At 60.6% G+C, this 18973-nt stretch carries 22 protein-coding genes and 1 tRNA gene; 5 read left to right on the top strand and 18 right to left on the bottom strand.

Translation table 11 applies throughout. The annotated features are described in order from the left end of the window. Positions 1-20: 20 nt before the first annotated feature. Positions 21-1463: an NADP-dependent succinate-semialdehyde dehydrogenase gene (gabD, locus tag ACF6ZU_RS13580; RefSeq protein WP_392893212.1), complete on the bottom strand. Its 1443-nt coding sequence runs from the start codon at positions 1461-1463 to the stop codon at positions 21-23. A 349-nt stretch (positions 1464-1812) separates the two neighbouring features. Between gabD and ACF6ZU_RS13575 the strand changes: the two genes are divergently transcribed. After that, positions 1813-1889, top strand: a tRNA-Arg gene (locus ACF6ZU_RS13575). A gap of 68 nt (positions 1890-1957) precedes the next feature. On the opposite strand, the gene ACF6ZU_RS13570 is transcribed toward ACF6ZU_RS13575, so the two are convergent. The 8 genes from ACF6ZU_RS13570 to ACF6ZU_RS13535 all read right to left on the bottom strand — a co-directional run bounded on the left by ACF6ZU_RS13570 (position 1958) and on the right by ACF6ZU_RS13535 (position 7354). Continuing rightward, positions 1958-2263: a type II toxin-antitoxin system RelE/ParE family toxin gene (locus ACF6ZU_RS13570; protein WP_392893210.1), complete on the bottom strand. Its 306-nt coding sequence runs from the start codon at positions 2261-2263 to the stop codon at positions 1958-1960. Then, positions 2260-2496 carry a prevent-host-death protein gene (locus tag ACF6ZU_RS13565; protein ID WP_392893798.1) on the bottom strand — a complete coding sequence of 79 codons (237 nt, stop codon included), beginning with the start codon at positions 2494-2496 and terminating at the stop codon, positions 2260-2262. Before ACF6ZU_RS13565 ends, ACF6ZU_RS13570 begins: the two co-directional genes overlap by 4 nt. Positions 2497-2730: 234 nt before the next feature. After that, positions 2731-3042: a DUF6124 family protein gene (locus ACF6ZU_RS13560; RefSeq protein WP_392893207.1), complete on the bottom strand. Its 312-nt coding sequence runs from the start codon at positions 3040-3042 to the stop codon at positions 2731-2733. A gap of 506 nt (positions 3043-3548) precedes the next feature. Beyond that, complete coding sequence (locus ACF6ZU_RS13555) at positions 3549-3815, bottom strand: hypothetical protein (protein ID WP_392893797.1); 267 nt, start codon at positions 3813-3815, stop codon at positions 3549-3551. 20 nt (positions 3816-3835) lie between these two features. Then, the gene (locus tag ACF6ZU_RS13550; protein WP_392893205.1) at positions 3836-4444 is read right to left on the bottom strand and encodes a hypothetical protein; all 609 of its coding nucleotides are present in this window, start codon (positions 4442-4444) and stop codon (positions 3836-3838) included. Then, on the bottom strand, positions 4441-5007 hold the full coding sequence (locus ACF6ZU_RS13545; protein WP_392893203.1) for an RNA polymerase sigma factor: 567 nt from the start codon (positions 5005-5007) through the stop codon (positions 4441-4443). The genes ACF6ZU_RS13550 and ACF6ZU_RS13545 overlap by 4 nt, the downstream gene beginning before the upstream one ends. A gap of 1 nt (position 5008) precedes the next feature. Continuing rightward, positions 5009-6706 carry a von Willebrand factor type A domain-containing protein gene (locus ACF6ZU_RS13540; RefSeq protein ID WP_392893201.1) on the bottom strand — a complete coding sequence of 566 codons (1698 nt, stop codon included), beginning with the start codon at positions 6704-6706 and terminating at the stop codon, positions 5009-5011. Between the two features lie 87 nt (positions 6707-6793). Beyond that, complete coding sequence (locus ACF6ZU_RS13535; RefSeq protein WP_392893199.1) at positions 6794-7354, bottom strand: YbhB/YbcL family Raf kinase inhibitor-like protein; 561 nt, start codon at positions 7352-7354, stop codon at positions 6794-6796. A 139-nt stretch (positions 7355-7493) separates the two neighbouring features. Here ACF6ZU_RS13535 and ACF6ZU_RS13530 point away from each other — a divergent pair, with 139 nt between their 5' ends. Further along, positions 7494-9020 (top strand): FAD-dependent oxidoreductase, encoded by a 1527-nt coding sequence (locus ACF6ZU_RS13530; RefSeq protein ID WP_392893197.1) that lies wholly within the window; start codon positions 7494-7496, stop codon positions 9018-9020. 3 nt (positions 9021-9023) lie between these two features. Here the strand turns inward: ACF6ZU_RS13530 and ACF6ZU_RS13525 are convergent, their stop codons facing one another. The 7 genes from ACF6ZU_RS13525 to ACF6ZU_RS13495 form a co-directional block, all read right to left on the bottom strand. After that, positions 9024-10529: a YdgA family protein gene (locus ACF6ZU_RS13525; RefSeq protein WP_392893195.1), complete on the bottom strand. Its 1506-nt coding sequence runs from the start codon at positions 10527-10529 to the stop codon at positions 9024-9026. 307 nt (positions 10530-10836) lie between these two features. Next, positions 10837-11472, bottom strand: coding sequence for an NADH:ubiquinone oxidoreductase subunit N (locus ACF6ZU_RS13520; protein ID WP_392893193.1), 636 nt, complete (start codon positions 11470-11472; stop codon positions 10837-10839). An 82-nt stretch (positions 11473-11554) separates the two neighbouring features. After that, complete coding sequence (locus ACF6ZU_RS13515; protein ID WP_392893191.1) at positions 11555-13003, bottom strand: efflux transporter outer membrane subunit; 1449 nt, start codon at positions 13001-13003, stop codon at positions 11555-11557. After that, positions 13000-13887, bottom strand: coding sequence for an efflux RND transporter periplasmic adaptor subunit (locus tag ACF6ZU_RS13510; RefSeq protein ID WP_392893189.1), 888 nt, complete (start codon positions 13885-13887; stop codon positions 13000-13002). The genes ACF6ZU_RS13515 and ACF6ZU_RS13510 overlap by 4 nt, the downstream gene beginning before the upstream one ends. After that, on the bottom strand, positions 13884-14093 hold the full coding sequence (locus ACF6ZU_RS13505) for a DUF1656 domain-containing protein (protein WP_392893187.1): 210 nt from the start codon (positions 14091-14093) through the stop codon (positions 13884-13886). The genes ACF6ZU_RS13510 and ACF6ZU_RS13505 overlap by 4 nt, the downstream gene beginning before the upstream one ends. Then, a complete protein-coding gene (locus tag ACF6ZU_RS13500; protein ID WP_392893185.1) occupies positions 14090-16162 on the bottom strand; it encodes an FUSC family protein in 2073 nt (690 codons plus the stop codon). Before ACF6ZU_RS13500 ends, ACF6ZU_RS13505 begins: the two co-directional genes overlap by 4 nt. Next, complete coding sequence (locus ACF6ZU_RS13495) at positions 16159-16587, bottom strand: MarR family winged helix-turn-helix transcriptional regulator (RefSeq protein ID WP_392893183.1); 429 nt, start codon at positions 16585-16587, stop codon at positions 16159-16161. Before ACF6ZU_RS13495 ends, ACF6ZU_RS13500 begins: the two co-directional genes overlap by 4 nt. Positions 16588-16785: 198 nt before the next feature. Here ACF6ZU_RS13495 and ACF6ZU_RS13490 point away from each other — a divergent pair, with 198 nt between their 5' ends. Then, positions 16786-17061, top strand: coding sequence for a CopG family ribbon-helix-helix protein (locus ACF6ZU_RS13490; protein ID WP_392893181.1), 276 nt, complete (start codon positions 16786-16788; stop codon positions 17059-17061). Next, positions 17058-17339 carry a type II toxin-antitoxin system RelE/ParE family toxin gene (locus ACF6ZU_RS13485; protein WP_392893179.1) on the top strand — a complete coding sequence of 94 codons (282 nt, stop codon included), beginning with the start codon at positions 17058-17060 and terminating at the stop codon, positions 17337-17339. The genes ACF6ZU_RS13490 and ACF6ZU_RS13485 overlap by 4 nt, the downstream gene beginning before the upstream one ends. A 4-nt stretch (positions 17340-17343) precedes the next feature. Here ACF6ZU_RS13485 and ACF6ZU_RS13480 read toward each other — a convergent pair whose 3' ends face one another. Together ACF6ZU_RS13480 and ACF6ZU_RS13475 are read right to left on the bottom strand one after the other, a co-directional pair. Beyond that, positions 17344-17589, bottom strand: a complete 246-nt coding sequence (locus ACF6ZU_RS13480) for a DUF2789 domain-containing protein (RefSeq protein WP_192226657.1) — start codon at positions 17587-17589, stop codon at positions 17344-17346. A 137-nt stretch (positions 17590-17726) separates the two neighbouring features. Continuing rightward, positions 17727-18188: an aminoacyl-tRNA deacylase gene (locus tag ACF6ZU_RS13475; protein ID WP_392893176.1), complete on the bottom strand. Its 462-nt coding sequence runs from the start codon at positions 18186-18188 to the stop codon at positions 17727-17729. Positions 18189-18440: 252 nt separating this feature from the next. Between ACF6ZU_RS13475 and ACF6ZU_RS13470 the strand changes: the two genes are divergently transcribed. Next, complete coding sequence (locus ACF6ZU_RS13470) at positions 18441-18971, top strand: NfeD family protein (protein WP_392893174.1); 531 nt, start codon at positions 18441-18443, stop codon at positions 18969-18971. Positions 18972-18973: the final 2 nt, after the last annotated feature.

The following is an 18973-nucleotide window of genomic DNA, read 5'->3' as shown; positions in this document are numbered from 1 at the left end:
CCGGGCTTATGCCCTCGAGCTTAGATGCCCAGGCAGAGGTATTTGATTTCCAGGTAATCTTCGATGCCGTACTTGGAGCCTTCACGGCCCAGGCCCGAGGCCTTGATGCCGCCGAACGGCGCGACTTCGTTGGAGATCAGCCCGGTGTTGACGCCGACCATACCGTATTCCAGGGCTTCCGCCACGCGGAACACACGACCCAGGTCACGCGCATAGAAATACGAGGCAAGGCCGAACTCGGTGTCGTTCGACATCGCGATCACATCGGCTTCGTCTTTGAAGCGGAACAGCGGCGCCAATGGACCGAAGGTTTCTTCCTTCGCTACGGCGGCGTTGTTCGGCACGTTGGTCAGAATGGTCGGCTCGAAGAAGTTGCCTTCGATGGACTTGCCGCCGGACAGCACGGTGGCGCCTTTGGAAACGGCGTCAGCAATGTGCTCTTGCACCTTGGCCACGGCTTTTTCGTCGATCAGCGGACCGGTGGTGGTGCCTTCTTCCAGACCGTTGCCGATCTTGAGTTTGGCGACGGCCACTTTCAGCTTCTCGGCGAACGCGTCGTAGACCGAATCCTGAATGTACAGACGGTTGGCGCAGACGCAGGTCTGGCCGTTGTTGCGGTATTTGGAAATGATCGCGCCTTCGACGGCCTTATCCAGGTCCGCGTCGTCGAACACGATGAACGGCGCGTTGCCGCCCAGTTCCAGGGACACTTTCTTGATGTCCTTGGCGCATTCGGCCATCAGCTGACGACCGATTTCGGTCGAGCCAGTGAAGGACAATTTACGCACGATCGGGTTGCTGGTCAGCTCGCTGCCAATGTCGCCGGCGCTGCCGGACACAACGCTGAACACGCCAGCAGGGATGCCGGCACGCTGGGCCAGTTCAGCCAGCGCGAATGCGGAAAACGGAGTTTGCGAAGCAGGCTTGAGCACCATGGTGCAACCGGCGGCCAGTGCCGGGCCGGCTTTACGGGTGATCATCGCGGCCGGGAAGTTCCACGGAGTAATGGCCGCGGTCACGCCGATTGGCTGCTTGATCACGATCAGGCGCTTGTCTGGCTGGTGGCCCGGAATCACGTCACCGTAGACGCGCTTGGCTTCTTCGGCGAACCACTCGATGAAAGAAGCGGCATAAACGATTTCGCCCTTGGCTTCAGCCAATGGTTTGCCTTGCTCCAGGGTCATCAGGCGAGCCAGGTCTTCCTGGTTCTCGATGATCAGCTCGAACCAGCGACGCAGCTTGTTGGCGCGGTCCTTGGCGGTCAGTGCACGCCAGGCCGGCAGCGCCTTGTCGGCAGCTTCGATCGCACGGCGGGTTTCGGCAGCGCCCATTTTCGGCACGGTGCCCAGAATTTCGCCCGTTGCCGGGTTGTTGACCTTGATCGTCTGACCATTGTCCGCATCGACCCAAGCGCCATCAATGTAGGCTTGCTGGCGGAACAACTGGGTGTCTTTAAGCTGCATGTCGGCTTTCCTTAACAGCACCGCGGCACGCGCGGAGCAAATTATGATTGTAGAAAGGCGCCTTTAAAGGCTGCCGTCAGGGAAATCATTCACCGGGCTGAAGCACATAAATAGCGCACGGAATGAATTCGTGCGGTTCAGCACCCAGACAAGAGCGTTTGAAATCTCAAACGAATCCTAGGATCAAAGGGGGTAAAGGACAATAGGCTGTTCGAAAAAAAGAACGAAAACGCCGCATTTGCCTAATTTTTCTGATCAACGTAGCAAACACAGGTTACGCTTTGAAAAAGCGCTGTCGATTCAGCAGCATGGACGCCCGCAGTGCATATGAGTATCATGGCGCCCGCTTGCACCAGTAGCTCAGCTGGATAGAGTACTGCCCTCCGAAGGCAGGGGTCGTGGGTTCGAATCCCGCCTGGTGCACCATATAGTAGAAACGAGAAAGCCTCAGGCCGTAGGGTCTGGGGCTTTTTTGTGGGTCATGGAAACACTCATTAATCCTGAGCAGACGTATCGAACTGACGGCCTATGTCCCTCGCGCTGTGCAATACCCGCTCAATCAGAATGTCGTGTTGAACCCGGGAATAAAATATCAAATACGAACCGTGGCTAATTCTGCGCAAACCCTTCGCATAATCCTCCTGAGAGACGCCCATCTCTGGCTGATCAACGAGTCGCTCACACAGGGTTCGGATTTCACCAATAAAAGACCTCGCTCTGACTGGGCTGTCCTTGGCGATGAAGCGGGCAATTTGCTGTAAATCCTCACGCGCCATTGCGGCGAATTTGAGTTGCCTCATCTACCATGTTGCTCGGCTGCGACGTTATCAATGACAGCGTCTAGCTCTGCAAAAACAGTGTCTGCGTCAATGTGCGGGCGCGGATCGTTTCTACTGGCAGTGATTGCCTCACGAATTTCGGCAGCCTGTAATCGATCAAGAAGTCGTTGATAAGCCACTTGCGGTAGAAGATAGGCGGCTGGGCGATTGTGGTTCAACACCGCCACAGGCTCTGATCCCGCCTGCTCAATCACAGTGCTTGGACTGCGCTTGAGTTCTGTGATGCTGACTGAGCGGCTAGCGAGTAGTTGCTCCACGAGGAGGCTCCAAGGTACCTAAATAGGTACCTGATAGTGCTCGATTTAGTGCGCGACGGTCAACGCGTTCTGACCAATAACCGCTGGGGCGAAAACGCCGAGTCGAGTGGATAACGCGGGCATTCAGACTGCCCGCGTCATCGTTAACGTCCATCGCGAGCAGGCTCGCTCCTACAAGTTGGTTTGGTTTTGCTGCTTGGCGAAAATCGCCGCCATCTCTGGCTCATCCAGGTGATCCAGCGCTCGCTCCACCAACAAATGCACGCCATCGGCCATGCGGCTGAGCTCCAGGGCTTTGGAGCGGCTTGAACCGTCTACATTGTCGGCGAGGTCAGCGGCGATGGCGCTGATTGACAGCAGGTCTTCCGAGGCATTGGCGAGCAGGGTTTCGGTGTTGATATTGGGGCTGACGGTGAAGAGCGAGCGTTTGCGCTCAGGTTGCTCTGGTTCGGATGCTGGTGGGTCGGGGACTACTTTGGACATTTGACTAACTCCAGAAGTGGAGCCGTTCACACGTCGCTGCTAAACGATGGGTGGCGGCTGTGCGCGGGTTAGCAGACCGGGGAGTTAGCAAACCGGCGCGCCCGGGGGCGCCCCACGCACAGCCACCATAATGTGCAGGTTAATAACCTGACTGAAGAGGGTGCTATGCACTTCACTAACCACGGCGAGCTGCTAAACCCGATCACTGAAAACCAGTGACGCGAGTCAAATTACAGACCGGTCCCAAAGCGCACAAGCCGGCGGATTCTGGCGTAGCCGTAGGTAATGGCGCAAGAATTTGTAGCTTGCAGGAAGTAAACCGAAGCCCTTTTAAACAAGCCCAAAATCACTGGGCTGTGGGGCTTTTTCTGTAGGAGCGAGCCTGGTCCGGGCGGCGTTCCGACGATGGGCGTTAACAATGACGCAAGCAGCCTGAATGCCCGCGTTGTCTGGAAGTACATCGCGAGCAGGCTCGCTCCTACAGGAGATCATTCAACCAGCGAATGTTATTCAGTCGTCCAGTCAAACTCGTCGTAATCATCGTCTTCGTCGTCCTCGAACTCGTCCTCATCAAGAACGTCTTCCTCCGGCGCTTCCTCTGCCTGCTTGGCTAGAAGAAACTCCTTACGACTCTCCGTCACAGCTCGCCGCAGTTCCTCGCCCTTGACCGGGCAGTTGAGCATTTGGGCGATGCGGTCGATTTTTTTTGCCACGGCATCCTCCAAAGCATCGGCTATAGGCCGATATTGCGCGCTTTTGGGGGTGGATGCCAAATTGTGGCGCACCGCTGTTCTCAGTTTTTCTTCAATTCCTTGAGTCGTTCGGTGAGATTTTCCTTGGGAAAGCGTTTATGCAATGTCGCCAACAATTCATCCGCCTCGCGTGTCTGACCGACGTTTTGCAGGCGAACCACTTCACGTAATTGCTCCTCCAGGGTTTTCACCGGGACGGCTACGCGTTTGCTGACTTTTGCCTCCTCGGCCACTTCGGCGCTGATCGATTCGCTCTGCGCGGGGGCGGCGAAATCGGCCATCGGGACGGCAGGGGCTGGGGCTGGGGCGGCCAGCGAACGTGCGACTGAGGAAGGCGCCGGCGCGGCTTCTTTTTTGGACACCGGTGCGGAGGCTTGCGGCGCGAAGTCGTAACTCGGTGCTTGCTCCGGTGTGCGTTGCACCAGCGCCAGCATCAACGCGACGCCGACCAGGCTGGCGAACGCCACTTGCCAACGAGGTTTCTGGCAAGCCTGAACCCAGCGATGCCACAGGTTCGGTTGCGGCGCGGGGACTTCACGCTGTGCGGCAGCTAGGATGAACGCATCAAGATGGCTCGGCGGTTCGCCGGCCGAATGCTCGCGGAAATGTTGAAGCACCGGGTCTTCCGGGGTTTTACGGGCGTCAGTCATGTCAGTACCTCCTCGGCCAGCAGCCGACGCAGTTTTTGCTGGGCGTAGCGCAAGCGGCTTTTGACGGTTTCCAGCGGGGTGTCGGTGAGGGCGGCGATCTGCGGCAGGTCGAGATCGCCGTGGGCACGCAGCAGGAACACTTCGCGCTGGTCGGCGGGCAGGTTTTGCAGGGCGGATTCGAGGCGCTGGCTGTCGCGGCTCAGGCTCAGCAGTTGCTCGGGATCGGCGGCGTCATCGGCCAGGGCGTGTGTCTGTTCGTCATAGCTGTCGTGCAACGGGTTGTGGATTCCGTGTTTGCGCCAGTGATCGATCAGGCGATTGCGGGCAATCTGGTAGAGCCAGGTACGAAAATTCGCCCGGCCTTGTGGCTGACTGGCACTGCGGATCAGGCTCAGCCAGGTCTCCTGATAAACCTCTTCGGCGAGTTCGGATTTGCCGCTGAGGCCGAGCAGGAATCGATAAAGGCCTTGTCGGTGACGGGCGTACAGAATCTCGAACGCCGGCCCGTCACCTTTGCGGTAGCGGGCCAGCAGTGATTCGTCGCTCGATTCGGGAGCAGACATGTCAGTTGTAGCCTCCTTTCACCGGCTCACTGATGGAGGCGGTGTTGGTTCGCAGGCTCTGCGCCAATTCCACCAATTGCACGAACTCCGCACGCAGGCCAAACGGGTCATCACCCCGCGCACCGCGAGCCAACGCCTGCGTGTCCTTCAAGCTGAAATCACCCGTATAACGCCCGTCCTTGAGCTGCTGGGAAAACGCTGCCACGGCCGCCGCAAATCTCAGGTCATCACTGGCCTTGCCCTCCGAGCCAAGCGCAATCGGTCTTTCGATCAAGCGACTGTTCCCACCTTCCGGCAGCTGATAACGCACACGCAGCATCGCCAATTCCCCAGGTTTCACAGAGCTAGCCGACTCAGCGCCACCATACCGCAACGGTTCCAACCAGCCCTTCTCCCCCTTCGGCACAATTTCGTACAACGCCGTGACCGTATGCCCTGCGCCGATCTCACCGGCATCGACTTTGTCGTTGCTGAAATCCTCACGCTTCAACGCGCGGTTTTCATAGCCCAGCAATCGATACTCGCTGACCTGCGCCGGGTTGAATTCCACTTGCAGCTTGACGTTTTTCGCCACCACCGCGAGGGTCGAGCCGAGCTGATCCACCAGCACCTTGCGCGCCTCGCGCAGGTTGTCGATGTAGGCGTAGTTGCCATCGCCGGCGTCGGCGAGTTGTTCCATCAGGTGTTCATTGTAGTTATCCACACCAAAACCCAGGGTGGTCAGGGAAACGCCGGCCTTGCGTTTATCCACAGCCATTTGCTTGAGGCTGTCGAAGTCGCTGATGCCGACGTTGAAGTCGCCGTCGGTGGCCAGCAGGATACGGTTGATGCCTTTGGGGATGAACGCCTGTTGCGCCATCTGATAAGCCAGTTCGATACCCGATGCCCCGGCGGTGGCGCCGCCCGCCGTCAATTGATCGATGGCTGTACGAATCTTCGCTTTTTCCCGTCCGGAGGTTGGTTCCAGCACCACGCGCGAATCCCCGGCGTAGACCACCAGCGACACCCGGTCCTGTGCGCGCAATTGATCGACCAGCAATTTCAGCGTGCTTTTGACCAGCGGCAGGCCTTCGCGACGGTCCATCGAACCGGACACATCCACCAGGAACACCAGGTTCGCCGGGGCCAGTTCAGCCACTGCGCGGTCGGATGCCTTGATTCCGATGCGCAGCAGCCGGGTGTGTGGGTTCCACGGTGACGGCGCCAGCTCGGTGGTCACGCCAAACGGCGAGCCATCGGTGGGCAAGGCGTAATCGTAGGGGAAATAATTGACCATCTCTTCCAGGCGCACCGCACCTTCGGGTGGCAGGCGACCTTGATTGAGCAGGCGGCGGACATTGGCGTAAGCGCCGGTGTCGACGTCGGCGCTGAAGGTCGAGACGGGCACCTCGGCGACGCTGTGAATTGGGTTATCGGCCAGCGCTTGATACTGCTCGCGCTGTTCATCCTGATAACCCGACGGCGCAGATTCAGGTGCAAAGCCCGGGGCTGGCTGAACGCTGCGTTTGGCCAGGCTCACATCGGCCATGACCGCCTCACTGCGCACCAAGGTACTTTGCGCCGGAGACGAAGGCGAAACCGGAACCGGAACCGCAACGGACTCAGGTGTCGACGAAACACCACAACCGGCCACGGCCAGCAGCAACCCGGCAGCGAAACCCTGGGCGGCCGGACGGAGGAAATGCAGAGGGAGGGACATGGGGGCTGACCTCAGGAGGAAATTGATCCATTCATCCTCTGAGACGGGCAGCCCCGCCGGTTCGGGTTAACCCCGCTGAAAAAAAATTCAGCGGTGATAACGCCGCACCACGCTGCTGTTTTTCAGCACGTGGCCTTTGATTTTTTCCAGCAGTTGCGCACGGGTCAGGCCGGCGGGCAAGGCATCCGGGGCGAGGTCCAGGGCGTAGAGCTGGATGATGTAGTGGTGGGAGCTGTCGCCAACCGGCGGGCAAGGACCGATATAGCCGGTGGTGCCTTTGCTGTTGCTGCCACTCACGCCTTCGAAGGCGGACTTGGCGCCGACACCGGCCGGAATCTGGCGGGTCGCCGGTTTGATGCCGTAGTGAACCCAGTGATCGGAACCCAGGCCTTTCTGACCGTCCGGGTCGTGCATGACGATCGCGTAGCTCTGGGTGCCCGCAGGGCCCGCATTCCAGCTCAGCGCCGGCGACTGATTCTTGCCGCCGCAGCCGGCTGCATCGCTGGCCGCCGCCGATGTGAACAGGCGGTTGTCCGTCACGCCTGGAATGCTGACGGTGAAGCGTTCTGCGGCCTGCGCCGGAAACTGCACGCAAAGGGCGACGGCAACGGCCGCCAGCCAAGGGTTCAGAGAGGTCAATCGGGTCATACCGGAGCACCTTGTGCGGGTTTGGCCGTGGTCGGCGTGCAAACTATAGCCGGACCGTTCGTGCGGTGGCAGTGGGAATTGGCTGAACCAGTGGATAAGCGCCAAACTCTTAAGTGAAACGCCTGCCTGGAGAGCGATCATGGCACTGCACCGCGTCGCCCGTTTCGCTGATGTGTCCGAGAACCGTGGCCTGGAAGTCCGGATTGGCGACACCAAAATCCTCTTGCTGCGGGTCGGCGACCAACTGCGCGCCTACCAGGGCGAATGCCCGCACGCCGGGGCGCCGCTGGTCGAGGGCGCGTTGTGCAACGGGCGCCTGATTTGCCCGTGGCACAAGGCCGCTTACCGGATCGAGGACGGCGCGTTGTGCGAGCCGCCGTCGCTGGACAGCCTCACGCGCTACCCGGTGGAGCGGCGCGATGACGACGTCTGGGTCGACGAACAGCCGTTGTCGGACGCCCACTCCCCACCCGCCGATGATGACCGCACGTTCGTGATTATCGGTGCCGGCGCCGCAGGCACGGCGGGTGCGGCGGCGCTGCGTGAAATGGGTTTCGGTGGCCGCGTGTTGATGATCGACCGCGAACCTGACGCCGGCTACGACCGCACGGTGTTGAGCAAATTCGTGATTGCCGGGGAAATGCCGCCGGAAGAAGTCCCGCCCCTGCGCGACGAGGGTTTTTATCGCGAACAACGCATCGAGCGGATCAACGGTGAAGTGGCGAGTCTGGACACACGGAACCGGACCGTGCAGCTCAAGGACGGCCAGGCCCTGAGCTATGACGCCGCGCTGATCGCCACCGGCGGCACACCCAACGCGCTCGACGTGCCCGGCGCCGACCTCCAGCAAGTATTCTTGCTGCGCTCGAAAGACCACGCACAAAAGATTCTGGGTGCCGCCAAACCCGGACAGCGCGCAGTGATCATCGGCGACAGCTTTATCGCCATGGAATCCGCTGCGGCGCTGCGCGAATTCGGTCTGGAGGTCACCGTGCTGGCCCGCCACGCCGTGCCGTTCGCCAAACAGTTTGGCGAAGCGGTCGGCAAGGCGATTCTTGCCCGCCATGTGGCCCACGGAGTGGTGTTTCATACCGAGGGCGAAGTCGCGCAGATCGAAGGCTCGGGCAAGGTCGAAGCGGTGCGTCTGGATAATGGCCAGCGTTTTGCGGCGGATCTGGTGTTGGTCGGCATTGGTGTCAGCCCGGCCACCGGGCCGTTCAAGGATTTGCCCATGGAAAAGGACCATTCATTGAAGGTCGACGGCGGGATGTGCGTGACCGATGGGCTCTGGGCTGCCGGCGATATCGCCACCTTCCCGCTCAACGGCCAGCCGCAACGGATCGAACACTGGCGCCTGGCGCAGCAGCACGCACGGATTGCAGCCGCGAACATGCTGGGCGGTGATGAGCATTATCTGGACGTGCCGTATTTCTGGACCTGGCACTTCGGCAAGAACTACGACTTCCTCGGTCACGCCGAAGACTGGGACGAAGTCGAGTTCAAGGGCGATCCAAACCATCCACCCTTTATCGGGCTGTTCGGCAAAAACGGCGTGGTGGCCGCCGCCATCGCCTGCGATGAAGAACGGGCGATGGCGATGCTGGCCGAGCGAATGAAACAGCCGCTGCCGGTGGACGAGGCCTGGCGGCTGATTCGCGACGCTTAGGCGTTACTGCTCGACGCCAACCGGGCCGACCTTGCTCATCACAAAGCCGACAAATTCTTCGACGGTCATTTTCTGGCCGTTGAATTCCACCTGATTGTTGGCGTAGTGCAGCTTGCTGACGATGTTGGTGCCGTCCAGTTTGGCGAACTGCGAGCCGACGGCCATGGCGCCGAACATGTCGGCGGTCGCCGTGGCCTGATCGGCAACGACCTTGGCGTCGGCCTGACCATCGATCTGGCTCTGGACGCTGAGCAGATCGACCAGCATCGGTTTGGACACCTGAATATTGACGTCCAGCAGGGCGATCAGCTGTTTGGTCAGTTGATCCGGCGGCAGGTCCATGGATTGTGGCTTGGTCAGGTCGAGCACCAGGTTGGCGCGGCTTTCACCGTTGGCCGTGGTGAGCGACAGGTTTTCCAGCGCCACTTGCGGGCCGGCTGCCAGGAGTTTCTCCAGACCGGTTTTGACCTGGGCCTCTTCTTCCGGCGTCAGCACCAGCTCCGGCGTCGGTTCACCGGCAGCAGCGGCTTCGGCGGCGGCTTTTTCATACGGTTGCAGTTTGGTCTGGTAAATCTGCATCAGCGACATCGTCGACGGGATGTCGAGGTTCTTCAGGCTCATGGCCATCTGCACGGAACCCACCGGTTTGCCGTTCAGCGACACCTCTCCAATCTTGTAGTCGGCACGCCCGGAAGCGCTGGTGCCCGACTCTTCGGTCTGGTTTTTCATTTCGAATTTCTTGAAGCCCAATACCGACTGTTGCGCGCCGAAGGTGGTCTTGCTGTCGGTCAGCTCGAGGGTGTTCTCGCCAGTGTAAAAACCGTAGGTGCTTTTCACCAGGTTGCTGGCCAGGGTCAGGCCGCTCAATTCGATTTTTACCGGCGCCTGGGTTTCATCGATGGTGGTCAGCGTGAAGCTGTCCATGTAGCCGTTGGCTTTGACTTTCTGCGCCTGGGCGTTGGCCGCAACATCGAGGTTCAGGCCGGAGAATTTCAGGTGGGACTTCGCGTCCAGCGCCACGTCCAGCGGCAGCAATTCGAGGGTGCCGTTGGTGGCGTTGTCGTAGCCGATGTTGACCACGCCGGTGAGCGGCGACTTGTCCTTGGCGGCGGCGAACCACTTCTCGGTGAGCGGGGTCTTTTCCAGCGCGTAGTGACTGGTGGCCATGACCGGCAGCCACTTCAACGACATCAGGCGCGAGAAAGGCAGCGGGCCGTGTTCGATGTGGTCGACGAACAGCAATTCGACCGGTGCCTCGCCGAACATCTCGCCCTGGCCCTTGAGGCGGTATTGCGCGGTGCTGCTGAACACGTGGCGCTCAAGCGATACCAGTTCCAGCGATGCGGTGCCGTTGGAGCCGACCAGCGCAGCTTGCAGTTCCTTGTTGGCGTCGGCGATCGAGGTGTTCAGCACGCCTTCGAGTTTGGTGCCGGTGTACCAGGCACCGCCGGCGCTGATTGCACCGATGGCCACGACGATTCCAAGTAGCACGCCTGCTGATTTATTCATGAATGACCCGTTCAATGTCCGTTGTTTGAGGTGTGGTCGTCTTCCCTGAACCCATTTCGGGTTGCGGTCACGACTGCGCTGAAAGTGCGATGGAGATTAGCACTGGGCGAACCGGGTGGCCCAATGTTTAAAGGTTAAAGAGTGTCTATGGACCGTGCGGAAGGTTTGAGAGTTTCGGCGGATATGAAATCGCCATCGCCGGCAAGCCGGCTCCTACAAGGTTTGTGTCGTTCACGAATATCGCGAACGACGCAAAACCTGTAGGAGCCGGCTTGCCGGCGATGGCGTCAGTCCAGCCAACATCAATTCAGGAATACTGCACTTCCATCTCATCCAACTGATGATCAAAGCTTTTCAGCCGCGCGGTCCACGTATAGACCAGCACTTCAAAGTCCCGATTGATCACCGCCCCGCCCGTCACATCCGCACGCGGGTCGCAGAAGTCCAGCTGATAGCGTTCGCGGGCCATGGCGGCAGCGACATCGGAAAGTTCGCGGGCGTTGTTCAGCCAGTGCCAGTCGTCCTCGGACACTTGCTTGTCCAGGGCCTGGCATTGCTTCTTCAGGGTCTCGAGGCTTTTTTCCAGCGGCGTGCCGGTGAGTTCACCCATGACTTCCTGGAACGTGCGCCCCGGTTGCCAGTAGCTGCCCCAGAAATAACGGTCGAACACCGTTTCGACTCGACGCAAAGCCACCTTGGTGTCCCAGATCAGCACCAGGGTCTTGCCTTGTTCGAGCTGTCTTTTTTTGATGCGCTGACCCTGGACCGAAGCCCAGGCCACCACCACGATCGACATCACGGCGATCAGCGCGGCAGCGCTGTCGAGGAACACCAGCGCCTTGTCGATCTGGTGGGCCAGCATGATGCCGTAGAAATAGGTGGCCGACAGCAGGACCAATGCCGCAATAGCGCACCAGAAGCCGGGAGCATAAGGGTTTTTCATTATTAGAGTCCCCATGACCAACGCGAGCCTTGATTGATGAGATCGACGCGCGACCTCATCAAGTCAAAGCATAGCAACGGCCTCAGGGTTTGCTGGAGTTCGTGCCTTGCGTTCGTCCGCTTTCCCAACCGCCGCCCAGCGCCAGGAACAGATCGATCTGGCTCAACGCAACCTGGGTGTTGGCGGCGGCCAGTTGGGCCGTGACGTCGGTGTAGGTGCGGGTCGCCTGCAGGTCGGCGAGGAACGACTCGCGGCCGGCCTGGAAGAAACGGTGCGTCTGGTCGGCGGCCAGCTTCGCCGATTGTTCGGCGTCCGCCAGGGCTTCTCGACGCTGCAGCAACGCCGAGTACTGCGCCAGGCTGGTCTGGGTTTCGCGGATGGCGTTGAGCACCACGCCATCGAAATGCGCCAGGGTCGCCTGGGTCACGGCTTCAGCTTCGCGGATTCGCGCCCGGGCCCCGTTGGTCGGCACGCTCCAGCTCAACGACGGGCCGAAGCCCCAGCGATTGGTCGAAGGCTCGCCGAGGTTTTCCAGAATGCCAACGGTGCCGATGGTCGCGCCGATGCGGATGTCCGGGTACAGCTCACCGGTGGCGACGCCGATCCCGGCCGTCGCAGCGGCCAATCGACGTTCAGCCTGGCGGATATCGGGACGACGCTTGAGCAATGAGGCGCCATCGCCCACCGGCACCAATTGGGCGATTTTCGGCAGCTGCGCACAACTGGCGGTGCCGGCCGGCAATTGCTCGACCGGTTTGGCCAGCAGCATCGACAGGCGGAACAGCCCGGCCTGACGCGCCGCCTCGTAGCGCGGCATCTCGGCGCGTAGGGACTTGAATTGGGTTTGCGAACGGGTGACCTGGGTTTCATCACCTCGACCGGCATCGCGCAGGCGCTGGATCAGCGTGGTGCTTTGCGATTGCAGGTCGAGGGAGTGCTGGGCAATTTCCTTTTCCTCGTTGGCCGCACACACCTGGGTGTAGGCCCGCACCACGTCGGCCACCAAGGTGATACGCGCGGTATCGGCGGCGGCCTGGGTCGCATCGGCATTGGCCTTGGCAGCTTCGATACCGCGCTTGAGCGTACCGAACAGGTCGAACTGGTAGGAAGCGCTGATGCCGATATCACCGATGTTGGCCACCGGCACTTTCTCCGGCAACAGGAACGCTTCGCCGGACTCCTGCAAGCGCTCGGCGCCCATTTTTATCCCGCCGCTCCAGCCACCGGCGGCCTCGGCTTCGTCGACCTGCGCGCGAGCCCGCAGCAGGCTGGCTGCCGCCACACGCAGATCGGTGTTGGACGCCAACGCTTGCTGGACCAGTTGATTGAGCCGTGGGTCCTGATACAGGCGCCACCAATCGGCAGGCACCGGCGCCGAGACCACCGGTTTGCCGTCCACGGCCAGCTCGCCCTGAAAATCGTCGCGGTGAACGGCGGCCTCTTCCGGCAGTTTGTAATCCGGCCCGACTGTCTGGCACGCCGACAGCAGCAAACCCAACCCGGCAATCACCAAACCCGAGGCCCTGCTCATTTGCCCGGCTCCTGCTGCTGGTCGTCGATGATCGACACCGTGGCGGTGCGCCCGGCAATCATGCGGAAATCCGCCGGTACGTCGTCGAACGCGATCCGCACCGGAATCCGCTGCGCCAGCCGCACCCAGCTGAACGCCGGGTTGACGTTGGGCAGCAGGTTGCTGCCGCTGCTGCGGTCACGGTCTTCGATGCCGGCGACGATGCTTTCCACGTGGCCGCGCAAGCGCGCGCGGTCACCGATCACCCGGATATCCACCGACTGGCCGACATGAATGCCGTCGAGCTTGGTTTCTTCGAAATAGCCGTCGATGTGGAACGAATTGCTGTCCACCACCGACAGCACCGGCCGCCCGGCAGTGACGAACTCCTGCGCGCGCGGCGCACGGTCGTTGACGTAGCCATCAACCGGGCTGCGGATGGTCGAGCGGTCGAGGTTGAGCTGGGCGCTGTCCACCGCCACTTGCGCTTCCATCAGCGCCACTTCGGCACGGGCCACCCGCGACTGGCTTTCTTCCAGTTGCTCGCCCGGCACCAGGTTGCCCAGGCCACGGTTACGCTTGGCTTCGCGCTGCGCCTGGGCCAGGGTTTCCTGACGGTCGGCAACGGCGGCCTTGGCCTGACGCAGGGCCAGTTTGAAACGATCCTGGTCAATGCTGAACAACACCTGGCCACGTTTGACCAACTGGTTGTCGCGCACCTCGACTTGCTGGATCAGCCCGGACACGTCCGGGGCGATCTGCACGATGTCGGCGCGGATATGCCCGTCGCGGGTCCACGGGGCGAACATGTAATACATCACCATGCGCCAGACCACGACGACGGCAAAGGTCACGATCAGCAGGGTCAGGACCACACGGCCAAGGGTCAGAAAAGGTTTTTTCATGTCATCAGGTATCGACTGAGTGAGTCCACGGCGCCGAGCAGCAAGGCGTAGAGAGCCACGTTGAACAATGCCCGGTGCCAGACCAGACGGTAAAAGTGCAGGCGCGTCAGCAACCCGTGCACCAGCAGGTAAATCAGATAGGTAATGCCCATCAGCACCAGCAGCGTGGGCAGGAACACCCCGCTGATATCCAGATCACCGATCATAAAGGCGCTCCATCGATGCCATGGGGCAGCGGTTCTTCGAGGTCGCCGGTGCCGAGGAACTCCACACCGGGCAGCAAGGCCAGACGCAACCCGCTCAAGGCATGCAGCAGGTGCAGGCGCGCGCCGTCGTCGCATTCGTGATTGAGGGCGCGGCGGGTGCGGTCCATGGTCATCAACAACGCACTCGGCGCCGGCAAGCGTTCGCCCGCCTTGAGGCAGGCTTTGAAATATTCGCCGACTTCAGCGACCACCTGATGCAACAGCACCTGTGGAACGCCGAGCACACGCGGCGTGTACGCCAGCAGGTCGAGCAGGTTCAGCGCCACGCGCACTTCCCGCAGGGCGATGCCGGTGTCTTGCCCGGTCATGGCCAGGCGCGGCAAATGCTGCATCAGACGATCGAGGATCTGCACACCGAGCTGCCGGTGTTCGGCCAGCGACGCCGGCTCGGTGAGGCTGACGATGTCGCGCCAGCTGAAACGGGTCAGGCGCTTGGCCGCCAGTTCCGCGCCGAACGGCCGCGCGATCAGGGTCCAGACAAACGCAAACAGCAAACCCACCGGCCCGGCCAGGTTGGAGTTAGCGAAGCTGAGGAAGTCCGCGTCGTAAGCGCCCTGGATACTGATGAACGACGAGGTGTTCACCAGCGTCAGCAGCATGCCCAGGTAAAACTGCGGCTTGACCGTCAGGGTGCCGATGCAAATGAACGGCACGGAAAACGCCAGCACCAGCATCGGGAAATCGTGCAGGTTGGGCAGGACCAGAAACAGGTACAGGCTGGCGAACAGCACCGACATCGCGGTCCAGAAAAAGAACCGGTAGATCTGCGGCGCCGGGTCGTCCATCGAGGCGAAGAAACTGCACGCCACCGCCGCCAGAATCACCGCGCTGCCACCGTCGGTCCAGCCCAGCAGAATCCACAACACCGAGGCGACGATGATCGCGGTGACCGTGGACGCGGCCGAGTAAAACATCAGCCCGCGGTCGAGAAACGGCGACAACCGACCGAGGCGCCAGTGGCGGTAAACCGCGCGCCAGTTGTCCTGGCTTTCGCACTGAATGGCGTATTGCAGGCTGCGGCAGTCTTGCCACAGATCGATCCATTCGCCGAGGCGATACAAGGCGTTGGAGAACAGCAGTTGCTTGCGATCGTCCAGCGCTTCGGCGGACGGTTGCCGGGCCTCGAGCTGATCTTTCAGCGCTTGCCAGCGAGCGAGATCAGCATCTTTGTGATCGAGCCATTCCGTGGTTGCCGCGAGCAGCGGAGCGAATTTTTCTACAAGCTCCGGCGTACGCCGTTCGAGGGCGTAGAGCGCATCGTCGAGGGCATCGATCACCGGCAACAAATGAATCATGCGCCCGCGTAATTCCTTGGTATTGCGCACCGTCTGCGGACGCGAACCTTCGTGGGGCAGCTGGCCGATCATCAATTCCAGGGTGTTGAACGTGGCGACCATCGACGAGCGCAGCGCACTGACTTCGTCCGGTTGCACGTTGCGGCTGAGGAAACGCAAGCTGTAGGTCGAGGCATCGGCGAACCATTTGTTCACCGAATCGTTGAACACCGGCGCCAGCCGCCGTGGCCAGAACATCGCGCCGACCACCGCCGCGACGGCGATGCCGAGGAAGATCTCTTCGGTCCGCGCTTCCGCCACATCCCACACCGCCAACGGGTTATCCACAACGGGCAGCGCGATCAGCGGCAAGGTGTATCCGGCGAGCATCAAGGCGTAACTGTTGGCGGTGCGCAGGTGCAGCGACAGGAACAGCAGAATCCCGGTCCACAGCGCGATGACCATCACCAGCACATAGGGGCTCTGCACGAACATCGGCACGAAAAACACCGCCGCCGCCGCGCCCATGAAGGTGCCGACCGCGCGGTACAGCGCCTTGGAACTGGTCGGACCGACGAAGGGGCTGGAAACGATGTAGACCGTGGCCATCGCCCAGTAAGGACGCGGCATCTGCATGAGCATGGCGATATACAGCGCGATCATCGACGCTGCGAATGTGCGCACGCCGTAGAACCAGTCCCGCGCCGGGGGCACGCCGGCAAAGAATCCGCTCAAGTGTTCACCACCGATGGCGCATTGGCGGCCTCAAAGGCTTTCAACACCCGCAACGCCGCTTCCAGATCACTCGGAGCGATCCCTTCAAGCACTTCATTGCGCAAGCGCACCAGCTCGATTTCCACCGCCTGAACCAGCTCGCGACCGGTGTCGGTGAGGCTCAGGCATTTGGCGCGACGGTCATGGGCATCTTCGGTGCGACGCACATAACCGGCATGACACAGCTGATCGAGCAGACGCACCAGCGACGGACTCTCCATCCCCGCGGCCTGCGCCACCGTCACCTGCCGAACGCCCTCGCCCAACCGCCCGATCATCAGGAGCGGAACGGCGCAGGCTTCGGAGATTCCATAGTTGACCAGCGTGGTCTGGCAGATCTTCCGCCAATGCCGGGCGGCCACCACCATGGAGCTGCTGATGTTCATCTGGAGAGCGTCGAGGTTTTTCGGCACGGGAGAAAAAACACACTGTTAGTTTGCTAACTATCAATATGGCATTGGAAGGGAAAGTTGGTCAAGTTTTGAAACAATTTGGCGCCGTGCGTCGCGCTGTTTTTTGTCGAACATGTAGTTTGTACTGACGATGTATATACTTCGTCAGTACACCATCAGCGAGTGCAGACCATGTCAAAACAAGCCGTATTTACAATGAAACTGGAGCCGGAATTGCGTGAACAGTTCATGGCTGAAGCGGAAGCATCCCACCGACCTGCTTCGCAAATCGTTAGGGAGATGATGCGTCAGTTCGTTCAAAAACAACGGGAGTCGCGTGAGTACGAAGCTTTTCTGCAACACAAGGTGGATACCGCCCGTGCATCCATGAATGCTGGCGAAGGCCTGACGCATGATGAAGTTGAAGCAGAATTCGCCGCCAGACGTGCGAGGGCCGCCAAAGAATGAGGATTATTTGGACGCCAGCAGCAGCACAGGATCGTGCAGACATTTGGGATTATCTCCATGCCGTCAATCCAACAGCCGCCATCGACATGGATACCCGTTTCACCCACTCGATATCACGGCTTTCCAGATACCCCGAAAGCGGCCCTGCCGGAATCATTACAGGCACTCGCGAGCTGATTCCCCATCAAAGCTATCGTGTGGTCTATCAACTCCAATCCGATGCCATCTGGATACTCGCACTGGTTCATACATCTCGGCAGTGGCCACCAGAAAGCTGAGTTCCTACACCCCACGCCCCTTCCTCAGCAGCACATCCAGTTGATCCACCACCTCCGCCCAATCCGCGTCATCCAGAATATCGTCGCGCAAAAACTGCGCCTGGCTCGGGCTCCAGAAAAAGGCGTCAGCCAAATGCAGTTCAGGCTTGAGCGGTGAGTGGGTGGCGATGAATTTATCGATGCTTTCGGCGTCATCCGGCAGGCCGAGTTGTTTGAACAGGGACGGTAGGGTGTGGGTTGGGGATTCCATGTCGGGGTCCTTTTTTATGGCAAATGAGGGGTGACTGCTTCGCAGTCAATCGCGAGCAGGCTCACTCCTACAGGGACACGCAGTCAACCGTAGGAGCGAGCCTGCTCGCGATTGCGGACTAACAGACGCCACAACACTCAATGACTCAACTCCCGCACCTCGGCATGCGGCACCATTTTCAGGAATTCCGGCACGCTCATGTGCAGCAGGTTGTTGTGGTTGCCGGCTTCCAGGTAGATGTCTTTCTGCCGGGTCAGCAAGGGGTCGATGACCATGTCCAGGCCATAGGACTCACCCAACGCCGGCACCGCGCCGCGTTCGCAGTCTTCGAACAGATGCGCCAGGGTACTTTCCCGGGTGACCTGCCATTCGCCGCTGTTGCGCACTTTGGTCAGGTCCAGGTGACGACTCGCCGGCAGCACGGCCATCAGGTAATGACCATGGTGGTCGTCGAGGATCACCGATTTGGCCACCCGTTCGGCAGGAATACCCGCGACCCGCGCCGTTTCAAGGCTGCTGGCCGAGTGTGGGTGGGTAACGATGTCAAATTCGCAGTGCGCCTTTTCAAGGCTGCTCTGCACGGTTCTTGCCATACGCATGATGCACCTCGGTGTCCGCGAGAACGTGGGCGGACGATGGATAAAGCTGTTCTCACCATTCAAAAGTCTAGGCCCGCCGGCGTTTTCTCGCGGGAAATCTGCCCACTGGAGCACGCTTGAAAGCTGGTCAAAATTCGTACAGTCCGGCGCTCGACTAGACTGTATTTAGTGATGGGCGTGAACGGTTTGTCTGGATCTGCGTGGCGCTCTCAAGTCCATCGCGAGCAAGCTCGCTCCTACAGGGAGGGTGACGTGAACATTCGTGGCTGTACCGTGGCGTTGCTGTTGGCCTTGAGCGGATCGGCGTTGGCGGCGGACACCCTCGTGCTGGTGCCCAACCCCATCGGGATCTGGCTGATCACCTTCGGCATCGCGTTTCTGATTGCCGAGGCCGCGCTGCCCAATTACGGCGTGATCGGCCTGGGCGGGATCGTGATGTTCGTGATCGGCGCGGTGATCCTGAGCAACACCGAAGTGCCGGTGCCGCTGATGATCGGCCTGGGACTGATCAGCGCCTTGCTGCTGATCTTCCTGGTGATCCACGCCCTGAAAACCCGACCGCGGCAGACCGTCAGTGGCGATTCCGGCCTGGTGGGCAGCGTGACGCCAGTGACCTCGCTGCAACCCGGCAATGCCTGCAACGGCTGGGTGCACCTGCAAGGTGAAAAGTGGCAAGTCCTCAGCGCCACGCCGCTGCAACCCGGGCAACGGGTCCGGGTGGTGGCGCGCAAGGGATTACTGCTGCAAGTGGCCGCGGCTGACGCGGCGCCGGGTGGAGAATGACC

It is taken from the genome of Pseudomonas migulae, from assembly GCF_043225285.1.
Taxonomy (GTDB): Bacteria; Pseudomonadota; Gammaproteobacteria; order Pseudomonadales; family Pseudomonadaceae; genus Aquipseudomonas; species Aquipseudomonas migulae_C.
This window is presented reverse-complemented; position numbering and strand designations above follow the sequence as displayed.

What these genes read in the sequence shown, in the direction of transcription:
- ACF6ZU_RS13550 (WP_392893205.1), bottom strand. Translation starts at nt 4,444, where the DNA reads ATGACTGACGCCCGTAAAACCCCGGAAGACCCGGTGCTTCAACATTTC.
- ACF6ZU_RS13495 (WP_392893183.1), bottom strand. Translation starts at nt 16,587, where the DNA reads ATGAACATCAGCAGCTCCATGGTGGTGGCCGCCCGGCATTGGCGGAAG.
- ACF6ZU_RS13515 (WP_392893191.1), bottom strand. Translation starts at nt 13,003, where the DNA reads ATGAGCAGGGCCTCGGGTTTGGTGATTGCCGGGTTGGGTTTGCTGCTG.
- ACF6ZU_RS13490 (WP_392893181.1), top strand. Translation starts at nt 16,786, where the DNA reads ATGTCAAAACAAGCCGTATTTACAATGAAACTGGAGCCGGAATTGCGT.
- ACF6ZU_RS13545 (WP_392893203.1), bottom strand. Translation starts at nt 5,007, where the DNA reads ATGTCTGCTCCCGAATCGAGCGACGAATCACTGCTGGCCCGCTACCGC.
- ACF6ZU_RS13570 (WP_392893210.1), bottom strand. Translation starts at nt 2,263, where the DNA reads ATGAGGCAACTCAAATTCGCCGCAATGGCGCGTGAGGATTTACAGCAA.
- ACF6ZU_RS13525 (WP_392893195.1), bottom strand. Translation starts at nt 10,529, where the DNA reads ATGAATAAATCAGCAGGCGTGCTACTTGGAATCGTCGTGGCCATCGGT.
- ACF6ZU_RS13520 (WP_392893193.1), bottom strand. Translation starts at nt 11,472, where the DNA reads ATGAAAAACCCTTATGCTCCCGGCTTCTGGTGCGCTATTGCGGCATTG.
- ACF6ZU_RS13480 (WP_192226657.1), bottom strand. Translation starts at nt 17,589, where the DNA reads ATGGAATCCCCAACCCACACCCTACCGTCCCTGTTCAAACAACTCGGC.
- ACF6ZU_RS13530 (WP_392893197.1), top strand. Translation starts at nt 7,494, where the DNA reads ATGGCACTGCACCGCGTCGCCCGTTTCGCTGATGTGTCCGAGAACCGT.
- ACF6ZU_RS13560 (WP_392893207.1), bottom strand. Translation starts at nt 3,042, where the DNA reads ATGTCCAAAGTAGTCCCCGACCCACCAGCATCCGAACCAGAGCAACCT.
- ACF6ZU_RS13505 (WP_392893187.1), bottom strand. Translation starts at nt 14,093, where the DNA reads ATGATCGGTGATCTGGATATCAGCGGGGTGTTCCTGCCCACGCTGCTG.
- gabD (WP_392893212.1), bottom strand. Translation starts at nt 1,463, where the DNA reads ATGCAGCTTAAAGACACCCAGTTGTTCCGCCAGCAAGCCTACATTGAT.
- ACF6ZU_RS13510 (WP_392893189.1), bottom strand. Translation starts at nt 13,887, where the DNA reads ATGAAAAAACCTTTTCTGACCCTTGGCCGTGTGGTCCTGACCCTGCTG.
- ACF6ZU_RS13475 (WP_392893176.1), bottom strand. Translation starts at nt 18,188, where the DNA reads ATGCGTATGGCAAGAACCGTGCAGAGCAGCCTTGAAAAGGCGCACTGC.
- ACF6ZU_RS13540 (WP_392893201.1), bottom strand. Translation starts at nt 6,706, where the DNA reads ATGTCCCTCCCTCTGCATTTCCTCCGTCCGGCCGCCCAGGGTTTCGCT.
- ACF6ZU_RS13485 (WP_392893179.1), top strand. Translation starts at nt 17,058, where the DNA reads ATGAGGATTATTTGGACGCCAGCAGCAGCACAGGATCGTGCAGACATT.
- ACF6ZU_RS13535 (WP_392893199.1), bottom strand. Translation starts at nt 7,354, where the DNA reads ATGACCCGATTGACCTCTCTGAACCCTTGGCTGGCGGCCGTTGCCGTC.